This is a genomic window from Reyranella sp. (genome assembly GCF_052439685.1).
GTDB lineage: Bacteria > Pseudomonadota > Alphaproteobacteria > Reyranellales > Reyranellaceae > Reyranella.
Map to the genome: position 1 here is coordinate 65,119 of NZ_JBQVQG010000006.1, position 12,347 is coordinate 77,465.

Sequence of the window (12,347 nt, forward strand, 5' to 3'; positions counted from 1 at the left end):
CAAGGCTGGTCTGCCCGGGCGGTGGTGGCGATGGCGAGTACCGACGCCTAGAATTACACGATGTCCGACAATACGATGGCAGCCGGCGTAGCGCCCGTTTCTGCCCCCGCGGCCCCGGCCCCTTCCGGCACCGCCTCCGCCAACAACACGACTTTTGCCGTCATCCTCTCCTTGAGCTTCTGCCACCTGCTCAACGACATGATGCAGTCGCTGGTGCCTGCGCTGTATCCGATCCTCAAGGATTCATACGCACTGTCATTCGGTCAGATCGGGTTCATTACCCTGGCCTTCCAATGCACGGCGTCGATGCTGCAGCCGGTCGTCGGCCTGTACACCGATAAGAAGCCTCAGCCCTATTCCCTCATGGTCGGTATGGGTTTCACCCTGGTCGGCCTCCTGCTGATGTCGCAGGCGAATTCATATCCGTTGATCCTGTTCGCGGCCGCGCTGATCGGCATGGGCTCCTCCGTCTTCCACCCCGAGGCCTCGCGGGTCGCGCGCATGGCCGCCGGCGGGCGCTATGGTCTCGCCCAGTCGCTGTTCCAGGTCGGCGGCAACATGGGATCGGCCGCAGGACCGCTGCTGGCGGCCTTCATCGTCGTGCCCGCGGGCCAGCGCAGCATCGTGTGGTTCTCGGCCGCCGCGCTTGTCGCGATGATCGTGCTCTTCCAGATTGGTCACTGGTACAAGGCCAACCGCGCCAGCCAGAAGCCGGGGACGCGCAAGACCGCCGCGGCCGCCGGTCACGTGACCCTGTCGAAGGCCAAGGTCGGGGTCGCCGTAGGGATCCTGGTGGCGCTGCTCTTCTCCAAGAACGTCTACAGCGCCAGCCTCGGCTCCTACTTCACCTTCTATCTGATCCAGAAGTTCGGTGTGGAAGTGCAGACCGCGCAGCTCTTCCTCTTCGCCTTCCTGGTCGGCATCGTGGTCGGCACAATCATGGGCGGCCTCGTGGGCGACAGGGTCGGCCGTATCCCGGTCATGTGGTTTTCGATCCTGGGCGCCCTGCCCTTCGCGCTGATGCTGCCCTATGCCAACCTGTTCTGGACCGGCATCCTCGCGGTCACGGTGGCGATCATCATGGCATCGGCCTTCTCCGCCATCCTGGTTTACGCACAGGAACTCCTGCCCGGTCGGGTCGGGCTGGTCGCCGGCATGTTCTTCGGCGTTTCGTTCGGCCTGGGCGGCCTCGGCGCTGCGGCGCTGGGCGAGATCGCCGACCATGCCGGCATCGAGGCCGTCTACAAGGTGACACCCTTCCTGCTGCTGCTGGGACTACTCACGGCCTTCCTGCCCAAACACCCGAGCGCGCCGAAGCTGCCGGCCTGATCGGGGCCTATCAAGCAAGACCGGCCGTCACGATGCGGCCGGCTTCAGCGATCACCGCACTGCGCGCCTCGTCGGAGATCGTGGAGCCTGTGTAGTAGGTCGTGATGAAAATCGGCGCGCGGCCGGGTGGCCAGGCCACCGCGATGTCGTTGGCGCTGCCGTTGCCACCGGTGCCCGTCTTGTCGCCAACGCGCCACGCGGTCGGCACTCCGGCCCTCAGCCGCTTGCCGCCCGTCTTGTTCGCGACCAACCAGCCGATCAGGCGTTGGCGCGAAGCGGCTGACAGGACGTCGCCAGCAACAAGCTTCTGCATCGTGCCCAGCATGGCCAGCGGCGAAGTCGTATCTCGCGGATCGCCCGGCGTGCCCTCGTTCAGCTCGGGCTCGATGCGGTCGAGGCGCGTCACCGTATCGCCCAGTGCACGTGCGAAGGCCGTCAATCCCGCAGGACCGCCGAAGCTCGCGAGCATCAGGTTCCCCGCGGTGTTGTCGCTGAGGGTTACCGCCGCCGCGCAGATCGCATCGACCGTCATGCCGCCCGCACCGACATGCTCCTTGGTCGCGGGTGAGTACGGTATGAGATCGCTTTCGGCGAAGACGATGCGGCGGGCGAGCTTCTCCTCGCCGCGATCGACGCGGGCCAGCATCAGGGCCGCCGCCAGGAACTTGAAGGTGCTGCACATCGGGAAACGCTCGTCGCCCCGATAAGCGAGGTGGCGGTCGCTTGCGGTGTCGAGCAGCGCCACACCGAGGCGGCCGCCGTTGCGCCGCTCGAGTTCTCGCAGCGCCGACACGGGATCGTCGGCGAAAGCCGGCAGGGACAGAAGCGGCGCGACCAGAACCGTGCGGCGGGCGATCGAAGCGGGCACGTGTATCTCCTTGTTGAAGCCGCTGCGTCGGTATGGGGCGAATGTGGCAGCAACCGGCCTGTCGCCCGTGCCTGGTTGCGCTAAAGTGGTGACCTGATCCGCCTCGAGATGGCGCATCTCCTCAGCACCGCCACAAAGCCCAGGAGACATGTATGGTTCTCGGAATGTCGATCGCGACCTTCACCCTTGTGCACGTCGTCATCAGCCTGGTCGCCATCGCGGCGGGCGCCGTCGCGTGCGCGCGCATGCTGGAGGGACGCCGGCTGGATACCTGGAACTCGGTTTTCCTGCTCTTCACTGTGCTGACGACGGTGACCGGGTTCCTCTTTCCCATCACAGCGTTCACGCCCGCGATCGGCGTTGGAATCATTTCGTCGGTTGCGCTCGCGATTGCCCTGCTTGCACTCTATGTCGGCCGCCTCGCCGGCGCGTGGCGCTGGGTCTACGTCGCAAGCGCCCTGTTCGCTTTCTATCTCAATGTGTTCGTCCTGGTCGTGCAGTCCTTCCAGAAGATCGGCTTCCTGAACAGATTCGCACCAACCGGCGCCGAACCGCCCTTCGCCGTGACGCAGGGCGTCGTGCTGCTGGGCTTCATCCTTCTGGGCTTCCTGGTCTTGAAGCGCTTTCGTCCCGCTTGAACAATCGAGGAAACGACATGAAGGACTTCGCGGGAAGGATCGCCGTCATCACTGGTGGCGGCACGGGCATGGGTCGCGAACTCGCACGGCAGCTTGCGGCCGAAGGCTGCAACATTGCGCTGGGCGATGTGTCGGCCGGCGCGATGGCCGAGACCAAGCGGCTCTGCGAGGCGACTGGCCTCAGCCAGGGCCAGCGAATCACGGCGCATATCGCCGACGTTTCCGATGAGCCACAGGTGCTGCGCTTTCGCGACGAGGTGGCCGAGCAGCAGGAGAGCGACCGCATCCATCTCCTCTTCAACAATGCCGGCATCGGCGGCGGCGGCAGCTTCCTCGTCAACGAGCGCGACGAATGGGAGCGCACGTTCAACATCTGCTGGGGCGGCGTCTATCTCAGCACGCGGGCGTTCATGCCGATGCTGAAGCGCGCCGACGCGGGCCATATCATCAATACGTCGAGCGTGAACGGCTTCTGGGCCTACATCGCCCCCAACATCCCTCAGACCGCCTATGCCGCAGCCAAGTTCGCCGTGAAGGGCTTCACCGAGGCGCTCATCACCGACCTGCGCCTCAATGCCCCGCACATCAAGTGCTCGGTGGTGATGCCCGGCCATATCGGCACATCGATCATCGCCAACTCGCGCAAGCTGCAGAGCGGCAACCAGACCGACGAGATCACGGCGCACGAGGTCGGCCTCGCGCGGGCGCGCATCGCTTCGATGGGCATTGATGCCACCAACCTTTCGGACGACGACGTCCGGCGGATGATCGCGGAGCGCGCACGGCGTTTCCTCGAGGAAGCGCCGACCACAGCGGCCGAGGCGGCGACGATCATCCTCGACGGCGTGCGCAACGAACGCTGGCGCATCCTGGTCGGGCGCGATGCCGAGCGCATCGACAGCCTCGTGCGCGAGACGCCGGAACAGGCCTACGAGACGGAGTTCTTCAAGGCCTTCACAAAGGAAACGGGTTGGGTCGTCGGCGGCCGCTGAGCCCGCCGCCCCGCCCGATACTACCGCCGCAACGCGTCACGTGTTGGAAGCTGGCGGGAGCCAAGCGGCGACGTTTGCCGATCCTCGATGTCGATCGCCACACGCTCCGCGTCGTCGGATGGCGGGCGTCGGTTGGCCACGGCCTGGCGGTCGTACAGGAACAGGCGGCGCGCATTCGCCGGCGGCTTGCGGACTGCCTCGGTGAGGCCACGTGTTCCCTGCAGCACGACCTCGTATCGATCCGGATCGGTGGACGACAGGCTGACATAGCAGGCCGCGCGTACACGGCCCGCCTCGTTGACCGCCACCTCGAATGTCTGTCCCACGATCTCGGGCAAGGCGACGCCCGCGGCGCGGAGATCGTCATAGAGCCTCTCGACCTCTTCCTTCGAGCGCATCACGGACCAGGTGGCGAGTTGGTCCGCGAGTTTGCCCCGTGCCCTGGCCGCGTTCAGCCCGTCCTGGACGCGCTCGAGCATGTACTGCCGGACCCGCGGCGGCTCGATCTGGCCCACGATCACGGAAGACAGGGGCGCCGGCGTCGCCAGGGAGTTGTTGCAAACGTTAGCAGCCTGATGCGACAGCGGCAGTCGTGGCCGTTCGAGACCGATCGGGCAGAGATTGAGCGCGAGGAACTCGCCGATCGTCTCGACATACTGGAACTCCTCGACCGGCCTCGCCATCAGGTTGGCGGCGAAGGACGGCGGCAGCCCCATGTCGGCGGCATATTTGATCAGCATGGCGGCGCCGCTGCGCCCATCGGCGAACCCCTGGAGGCGGCTCGCGATCGGATCGTCGGAGGTCAGACGCCTCAGGTGGCTGCGATCAAGGAAGAAGTTATGGAAGGCGACCTTGCCACCGACCTCGACGTTGCAATCGAACGGATAGGCCCCGCCGGTGCGGACGGTGTTCCCGCCCAGAAGGGCGAGGGCACAGGCCGAGAGGCAGAGGTCCTGCTTGCGGACGACCGCGACGACCCTGTAATTCTTCAGCAACTCACCGATCCGGACCCCCTCGGACAGATCGCCACCGACACTGCTCAGCTCGATCGTCGCCAGCGGCATTCCGGGCCTCTGCGGTGCCAGCTCCCTGAGCTTGTCTAGCAACTCGCGCAGCCTCTCCGCATCGCCGGACTCGATCATGCCCGTCAGGCGCAGCCTCGGGCTTTCGACGGCGACGGTTCGGGAGAACAGCGTCGTCGGGGCGGAGGCCGTGAGAGAAACGATCGTTGCCGCTCGCAGCTCCCCCGTCCCGGGAACCGGTGCGATGCAGATGACCGTCAAGACGAGAATGGCCAGCACGATTCGCATGAGCGTCCTGCGCGCGGCTTCTTGCGCCCCAGACCACGCACACACCGCGTCGAGCGATGTCGGCGGCCTGCCGACACTCCGGTCTCCACTCGCAACACGGGCCAACGCTTGCACGATACCACCGAGCCCAACGAGAAAAGGCTCCAGTCCCCGCAATGACGGTGACTGGAGCCTTATCCGTTAGCATCGCGCTCCTCAAACAACGAGCGCGCAATGGTTTCTTTTGTTTCTCCGGTGCCGCTGATGCAAGCTTCCGAGAAGCCGCCGGCCACGCAGGAGAAACGTGTGCTCAGGCCTTGAGGTTCACCGCGGCTTCCTTGCCGCGCTCGACCTGAACCTCGTAGCTGATCTTCTGACCTTCATTCAGGCCGTTGAGCCCGGCCCGCTCGACCGCGCTGATATGGACGAAAACATCCTTGCCGCCCGTGTCGGGCTGGATGAATCCGAATCCTTTGGTGGCATTGAACCACTTAACGGTACCTGAAGCCATTTGGTTAGTGTCCTTACGTTCCGGCGCGAAATCTGTGCCGTCGTTACGATAGCAACATTTCACCCCGTCTGACCATCGCCTGTCCACCGGCAAGGAGAAGACAATCCCGAGTTGCCTTGAAAGCGCCTCTTTATGGTCGCCGACCGGCCTCATATGCGCTGCCGTTCGTCCTATCCTACGATCGAGACTCAACGAGATGGCGGAGTAAATCCCTTACTGCGAATTTTCTTTTCGAGAATCGCAATGCCGCCTGCCGTGTCGCCCTTGTTGCACTTGGCGATCCCTTCGAGAATGTCGAAGTCCGGTCGCGTCCCGCCATTACCGCCAGCATCGCCCAAATAGCGGGTCGCGTAGTCTCCGAGCTTCTTGCAATAGGCGGCATCGTCAGTTTGTGCCGCGGCATTGCAGGCGAGAAGCGACGAGAAGAGTACAAAAGCTGTCAGTCGTGTCATCGATCGGATGCTCACTAGAATTGGCGAGCCAAAAACAGGCTCGGCGCGACGCCGCGATACGCGCCGCCGCCTCGAGCGACAATAGGCGCTCTCCGGCTTTGTCCGCCACGCGAAAGCCGTTCACGAAAAAGCGATGTACGCGCAATCCGCGACCGTATCGCACTTCAGACCTCCAGCCACTCCTTGCGGATCGCCGTATCGGCCTGGAGTTCAGGGGGAGAGCCGCTGAAGACAATCCGGCCATGCCCCATGACGTAGAGCCGGTGGGAAATCTTGAGCGCGATGGTGAGCTTCTGCTCGACCAGAAGGATCGCCGTGCCACGCCGCGCGATCTCGTCAAGCAAGCGGCCGACCTGCTCCACCAGCCTGGGCGCCAGACCTTCGGTCGGCTCGTCGATAATCACGAGATCGGGATCGCCCATCAGCGTGCGGCACATGGTGAGCATCTGCTGCTCGCCGCCCGATAGCACGCCGGCCGGATTGTCCTGCCGGTTGCCGAGATTGGGAAAGAGCGAGAAGACGTCATCGAAGGTCCAGCGTCCGAATACGCCGGCGCGCTTGAGCCCGAGTTCCAGATTCTGCTTCACCGTCAGGCCGGGGAATACCTGGCGATCCTCGGGCACATAGCCTACCCCGGCATGGGCGATCTGGTCCGGCCTCAGGCCGGCGATCGACTGCCCCTTGAAACTGATCTGCCCGACCGGCGGCACCAGCCCCATGATCGCCTTGCAGGTGGTCGAGCGGCCGACGCCGTTGCGGCCCAGCAGGCTCACGATCTCGCCTTCGTCGACCGCGAGGTCGACGCCCTGCAGTATGTGGCTCTTGCCATACAGTGCATGCAGGTCGCGCACCTCGAGCATCATGGCATCGCCCTCATGTCGCAATCGTCCCGAGATAGGCCTCTTGCACGGCGGCATTGCCGCGGATGGCGGCCGGCGTATCGGAGGCAATGACCTCGCCATAGACCAGAACGGTGATGCGGTCGGCGAGACCGAAGACCACGCTCATGTCGTGCTCAACCATGAGCAGCGTCTTGCCCTCCGACACGCCGTGGATGAGCTCGACGGCGGCATCCGTCTCGCTGTGGCTCATGCCGGCGGTGGGTTCGTCGAGCAGGATGATATCGGCACCGCCCGCGATGGTGATGCCGATCTCGAGCGCCCGCTGCTCGGCATAGGAGAGCAGCCCGGCCAGGACGTTCCGGCGGTCGCCGAGATTGAGCCGGTCGAGCAGCCGATCCGCCTCGGCATTCAACGCCTTCTGCCCGCCCAGCAACTGCCAGAAGGAGTAGCGATAGCCGCGCGACCACAGCAGGCCGCAGCGAATGTTCTCGAACACCGTCATGCGTGGGAAGATCGAGGTGATCTGGAAGCTTCGCGACAGGCCGAGCCGGTTGATCTCCTGCGGAGCAAGGCCGGCGGTGGACTTGCCGTTCACTCTGATCGCGCCTGAACTAATCGGAAAACGTCCGGAGATCAGATTGAACAGCGTCGTCTTGCCGGCACCGTTCGGGCCGATCACGGCATGGCGCTCCCCCCGGGCAATGCCGAGATTGACGCCGCGGATGATCTCGGTGGGGCCGAAACTCTTGCGAACGTCGCTGAGTTCGATGGCGAGATCCTTCGATCCCGCCATCATGGGGCACCCGCCCGGCGCTTGGCATCTTCCATCAGCGTATCCCACCGCTCGCGGAGCGCGCGCGCTTCGCGGTGCAGCCAGAGGGCGCCGACGGCCAGGGCCGCGACCGCGATCGCCCACGGCACGGGCGACACCGTGTCGACGGCGTGGCCGGCGATCGCGAATCGCTTGCCCTGCGCGGCCCCGATGGTGGTGAAGGACGCGAGCTCGACCAGCAGCACGAACCCCAGCAGGAGCATCAAGGCCGGCGGCAGCGCGCGCAGGTAGGGCAGCAACAGCTCGCGCAGCCTGCCAGCCCGCCAGATCGGCGCGTGCATTCCGAGCAGCCCGGCGAGTCCGACGGGCGCGTACATCACCATGACGATGAACAGCACGCCGACGTACAGAAGCCAGGCGTTGCTGAGCAGGCTGACACCGCTCTGCAGCAGCACGACCACGATGGTGCCGAGCACGGGTCCAAAGAAGGCCCCCGCTCCGCCGATATAGACGGCCAGCAGCGCGTTGGCCGACTTGACCGCCGAGACGGTGTCGAAGGTGACGATCTCGTAGATCATCACGTAGAGGCCGCCACCGATCCCGGCGAAGAAACCCGCCAGGGTGAACTGCATCCATCGCACCCGCCGCGGGTCGTAGCCGACGAACTGCGCCCGCTCGAAATTGTCGCGTGTGGCGTTCGCCATCCGGCCGAGCGGCGTCTGCATCTGCAGCCTCATCAGGGCGGCAGCGACGAAGGCCCAGGCGAGGACGAGGCAGTAGACCTGCCAGGGCGACGTGTAGCGGACACCAAGCAGGCTGGTGTCCATCACACGATTGATCGTGATGCCGCTCTCACCGCCGAAGAAGCCCATGAACATGAGCGCGGCCGCGGACACGAGCTCACCGAGGCCAAGCGTTATCATTGCGAAGGCGGTGGCGCGCTGCTTGGTGACGAGCCATCCCAGGACGAAGCCGAAGAAAAGTCCGCCCAGTCCGCCGGCCAGGGGCACCAGCTCGGTCGGCAGCCAGATCGTGCCTGCCTTGACCAGATTGACGGTATGGGCCGCGCAATAGGCGCCGAGGCCGAACAGCACGGCATGGCCGAAGGAGAGAAGCCCGGCCTGACCCAGCAGCATGTTGTAGGAAAGCGCGAAGATCGCCATGACTCCGATCTCACTCATCAGGGTCAGCACGAAGCCGGAATGGCGGCCCCTCGTCCAGTCGTAGAACAGGAAGGGAAACGCCAGCAGCACGACGAGCGCCAGCAGCCAGGGCCAGTTGCGGCGAAGCAGGGTCATGTGTCGCGCGTCCCCATCAGGCCACGCGGGCGGAACACGAGGATCAGCACCATCAGCAGGAAGGGCAGCAACGCCCCGACACGCGGCAGCGTCACGTTGAGTACCTCCGCAAACGGCGTGCTCGAAGTGACGGCGATGCCGAACTTCGCCAGCAGATCAGCCAGCGACACATCGAAGACGACGGCGAAGGTCTGGACAAGCCCCATGAGGATCGAGGCGATGAAGCACCCGGCCAGCGAGCCGAGGCCGCCGAAGACCACGACGACGAACACGATAGGCCCCATGGTGAAGGCCATGGCGGGCTCGGTGACCTGATAATTGCCGCCGATGACGCCGGCGAGTCCGGCCAGTGCAGTGCCGGCAGCGAAGACCAGAGTGAAGATGCGCGGCACGTTGTGCCCGAGCGCGGAAGCCATCTCCGGATGGGTCAGTGCCGCCTGGATCACGAGGCCCACGCGCGTGCGCCTGAGGCCGAGCCAGATCGCGCCGAACATCAGCGCCGAGATCAGCAGCATGAAGGCGCGATAGGCCGGAAATTGCGTGCCGTAGACGCGGAACAGCGGGAAATCGAGCAACTCGGGAATCCGGTAGGGGACAGGCAGCAGGCCCCAGGTCATCTGCACGACCTTTTCGATGATCAGGGCGAGGCCGAAGGTCAGCAGCAGCTCGGCGACATGGCCGTGGCGATGGACGCGCCGCAGCCCCCACATCTCGATGGCGGCGCCGATCAGCCCGCACAGCAGCGGCGCCAGGATGAGGGCCGGCCAGAAGCCGACATACAGACTGATCGTGTACGCGAAATAAGCGCCGAGCATATAGACGCTGGCGTGGGCGAAGTTGAGCACACCCATCATGCTGAAGATGAGCGTCAACCCGCTCGCCAGCATGAACAGCAGCATGCCGTAGACGAGACCGTTGAGGAGTGAGACGACGAGAACTTCCATCGAACCTGTCCGCCGCTAAGGGCGATGCCCGCTTCCCGATCGGAAAGCGGGCATCCGGGTTCAGAGCCTAGGGGCGCTTCATCTTGCAGCTGTTGGGCTGGTCGATGTCCTTGGCCAGGATCGTCGTCTCGGTCGCCCACCCGAGGCCAGTGCCCTCGGCGTCGTACTTCACGCCCTTCTTGAACGTGCCCACGAAGTATTCGCCGATGAGCTGATGGTCGGCCTTGCGCATCGTGGTCTCGAAGCCGAGAAAGTCGCGGATCGACATGCCTTCAAGCGCATAGGCGATCTTGGTCGCGTCGAGCGACCCCGCCTTGTTCACCGCCGCTTGGAGATACTCGAAGATCGTGCGGAAGCCGGCCGAGGTGAAGTCGAACTTGTGCTTGTCGCGGAAGCCCTTGGTGAAGGCCTCGGCCTCCTTGTTGCCGGTCTCGACCGAGACGTTCTCGCTGAACGGCATTACCGACAGCACCCGGTTCTCGCCGGCGGCGCCGATCGCCGTCGGGCCGCCGGCCAGATGGGCATAGAAAGTATAGTAGCGCAGGTCGGCACCGGCATCGATACCGGCCTTGATCAGGAGGTTCATGTCGGGGCCCCAGTTGCCCGTCATCAGCGCCTGCGCGCCCGAAGCCTTGATCTTGGTGATATAGGGCGAGAAGTCCTTGATCTTGCCGAGCGGGATCAGCTCGTCGCCGACGATCTGAACATCGGGCCGGAGCTTCGCGAGATAGGTCTTGAGCTCGCGCTGCACGGACTGGCCGAACAGGTAATCCTGATTGATGAGATAGACCTTGGTCGTGTCCTTGGGCAGGGCGCGGACCATCACTTCGGCCTTCATCGCAGCATGCAGGTCGAAGCGGAAATGCCAGAAGCTGCATTGCTCGTTCGTCAACTCGGGCGCCACCGCGCCGCAGTTCAGGTAGATGATGCGGTTGTCGGGATTGCGATCGTTATGCTTGTTCACACCGTCGATCAGGGCGGCGGCAATGTTGGAGCCGCTGCACTGCATGATGAACGGCATGTTCTGGTCGGTCGCGCTCTTCAGTGCGATCAGCGCATCCGACGGTTGCGACTTGTTGTCGAACGGCACGAGTTCGAACTTCTTGCCGAGCGCGCCGCCCTTCGCGTTGATGAAGTCGATGATGTACTGCATCTGCTTCAGATTGGCGTCGCCCACCTGGGCGAAGGGACCCGAGAGCGGGTCTGTATAGGCGACCTTGATGGTCTGCTGCGCCGAGGCCGCGCTCATGCCGGCAATCGCCAGCACCAAGCCAAAAAGAATGGAAATCCCGTTGCGCACACGCATGGTCTCGTTCCTTCCCTAGTGGTTGTTTTTTGTTTTGCTTATTCATTCACTCACTAGTGAATTAACGCGTGTGACGCAAGCGCGACCTGCTCCCCTCCTCGGCTTGGCTAGCGTTTCCGGCGCGAACAGACCGACAGGAAGCCGGCGGCCATGAAGGTCGCCATGCGCTCCTTCACGGCGGCGTAGTCGCCCGACCGGCAAAGCCCTCCCGACAGTTTGTCGATGCGGCCGGTCTTCGCGAGCGTCAGCATCAGCGCGCCGGTCACGAAGTGGTAGCCCCAGAAGATGTCCTCCTCCGCGCACTCCGGCAGGGCCTTCTTGAGCAGGCCGATCAGGCGCAGCACCACCGGATCGAAATGCTCGTCCATCATCCGGGCACCCCATTCGGGCGTGCTTGCGACCTGGGCACCCAGCGCGCCGTAGTTGCTCCAGCCTTCGCCGCCCTCGGTGTAGAGATCGAGGTCGGTGTCGAGGAATGCCCGCAACGCGCCTTCCACCGTCGGCAAATCGCCGACCTTCTCCTCATAGTCGTTGAGCGCCTTCAGACGCCGCTCGCTCGTCACCACGGCCCGCCGTGCGAACACGTCCTCGAACAGCTTCCTCTTGTCCTCGAAGTAGTAGTTGATCAGCGTGTGGTGTACCCCGACGCTGTTGGCCACGTCTTTCAGCGTGACGCCGTAGAAGCCGTGCTTCGAGAAGAGATATTCCGCAGTATCGAGTATCTGCTCGATTGTCTCGGCACGCTGCTCCGCCTTGGCCGAATTCCTGCGCCGCTGTTTCACTGCCGTGGACAAATTGAGGCCTTTCGATCGGTCACTGGCTCTCGCCAGTTCCGGCATCAGTATCCGATTTCGGACAGCTGTGGCGATCCCCCTTGCCGGTCACGCGGCATGGATTTCAGCCGCATCCGGCGAGCCAATCACCGACGTTCGCTTGTATTACCCGCGGTCCAGCCCACCGGCTGCCCAGGCATTTCGATAAGATTGCCTAGCAACCACCTCCTCGCCTCATGAAGGCTATTGAAGAGTTCGACGGGGCGATCGCTACTGGTCGCATCGGCAAAGAACTCCGCGAAACCCTCACGCGCGGAACCCACGACGAAAGCG

13 protein-coding genes are annotated in these 12,347 nt (G+C 64.2%); 3 read left to right on the forward strand and 10 right to left on the reverse strand.

Features of this window, described 5'->3' with window-relative positions; all coding sequences use genetic code 11:
* Positions 1 to 60 precede the first annotated feature (60 nt).
* Positions 61 to 1,329, forward strand: coding sequence for an MFS transporter (locus ACT6UX_RS10225; RefSeq protein WP_444775049.1), 1,269 nt, complete (start codon positions 61 to 63; stop codon positions 1,327 to 1,329).
* 10 nt (positions 1,330 to 1,339) lie between these two features.
* Here ACT6UX_RS10225 and bla read toward each other — a convergent pair whose 3' ends face one another.
* Entirely contained in the window at positions 1,340 to 2,197 is an 858-nt protein-coding gene (gene bla / locus ACT6UX_RS10230) for a class A beta-lactamase (RefSeq protein ID WP_444775050.1), read from the reverse strand.
* Positions 2,198 to 2,349: 152 nt separating this feature from the next.
* On the opposite strand from bla, the gene ACT6UX_RS10235 reads away from it, so the two are divergent.
* Positions 2,350 to 2,835: a hypothetical protein gene (locus ACT6UX_RS10235; protein ID WP_444775051.1), complete on the forward strand. Its 486-nt coding sequence runs from the start codon at positions 2,350 to 2,352 to the stop codon at positions 2,833 to 2,835.
* Between the two features lie 17 nt (positions 2,836 to 2,852).
* Positions 2,853 to 3,827, forward strand: coding sequence for an SDR family oxidoreductase (locus tag ACT6UX_RS10240; protein ID WP_444775052.1), 975 nt, complete (start codon positions 2,853 to 2,855; stop codon positions 3,825 to 3,827).
* A 20-nt stretch (positions 3,828 to 3,847) separates the two neighbouring features.
* Here ACT6UX_RS10240 and ACT6UX_RS10245 read toward each other — a convergent pair whose 3' ends face one another.
* The 9 genes from ACT6UX_RS10245 to ACT6UX_RS10285 all read right to left on the reverse strand — a co-directional run bounded on the left by ACT6UX_RS10245 (position 3,848) and on the right by ACT6UX_RS10285 (position 12,035).
* Entirely contained in the window at positions 3,848 to 5,137 is a 1,290-nt protein-coding gene (locus tag ACT6UX_RS10245; protein ID WP_444775053.1) for a hypothetical protein, read from the reverse strand.
* A gap of 289 nt (positions 5,138 to 5,426) precedes the next feature.
* On the reverse strand, positions 5,427 to 5,627 hold the full coding sequence (locus ACT6UX_RS10250) for a cold-shock protein (RefSeq protein ID WP_296332022.1): 201 nt from the start codon (positions 5,625 to 5,627) through the stop codon (positions 5,427 to 5,429).
* Positions 5,628 to 5,815: 188 nt separating this feature from the next.
* Positions 5,816 to 6,079, reverse strand: coding sequence for a hypothetical protein (locus ACT6UX_RS10255; protein WP_444775054.1), 264 nt, complete (start codon positions 6,077 to 6,079; stop codon positions 5,816 to 5,818).
* 164 nt (positions 6,080 to 6,243) lie between these two features.
* Complete coding sequence (locus tag ACT6UX_RS10260; protein WP_444775232.1) at positions 6,244 to 6,939, reverse strand: ABC transporter ATP-binding protein; 696 nt, start codon at positions 6,937 to 6,939, stop codon at positions 6,244 to 6,246.
* A 13-nt stretch (positions 6,940 to 6,952) separates the two neighbouring features.
* Positions 6,953 to 7,717, reverse strand: a complete 765-nt coding sequence (locus ACT6UX_RS10265; RefSeq protein WP_444775055.1) for an ABC transporter ATP-binding protein — start codon at positions 7,715 to 7,717, stop codon at positions 6,953 to 6,955.
* On the reverse strand, positions 7,714 to 8,991 hold the full coding sequence (locus ACT6UX_RS10270; protein ID WP_444775056.1) for a branched-chain amino acid ABC transporter permease: 1,278 nt from the start codon (positions 8,989 to 8,991) through the stop codon (positions 7,714 to 7,716). Before ACT6UX_RS10270 ends, ACT6UX_RS10265 begins: the two co-directional genes overlap by 4 nt.
* The gene (locus tag ACT6UX_RS10275; protein WP_444775057.1) at positions 8,988 to 9,935 is read right to left on the reverse strand and encodes a branched-chain amino acid ABC transporter permease; all 948 of its coding nucleotides are present in this window, start codon (positions 9,933 to 9,935) and stop codon (positions 8,988 to 8,990) included. The genes ACT6UX_RS10270 and ACT6UX_RS10275 overlap by 4 nt, the downstream gene beginning before the upstream one ends.
* 67 nt (positions 9,936 to 10,002) lie before the next feature.
* Positions 10,003 to 11,241 carry a branched-chain amino acid ABC transporter substrate-binding protein gene (locus ACT6UX_RS10280; RefSeq protein ID WP_444775058.1) on the reverse strand — a complete coding sequence of 413 codons (1,239 nt, stop codon included), beginning with the start codon at positions 11,239 to 11,241 and terminating at the stop codon, positions 10,003 to 10,005.
* A gap of 107 nt (positions 11,242 to 11,348) precedes the next feature.
* Positions 11,349 to 12,035: a TetR/AcrR family transcriptional regulator gene (locus tag ACT6UX_RS10285; protein WP_444775059.1), complete on the reverse strand. Its 687-nt coding sequence runs from the start codon at positions 12,033 to 12,035 to the stop codon at positions 11,349 to 11,351.
* Positions 12,036 to 12,347: the final 312 nt, after the last annotated feature.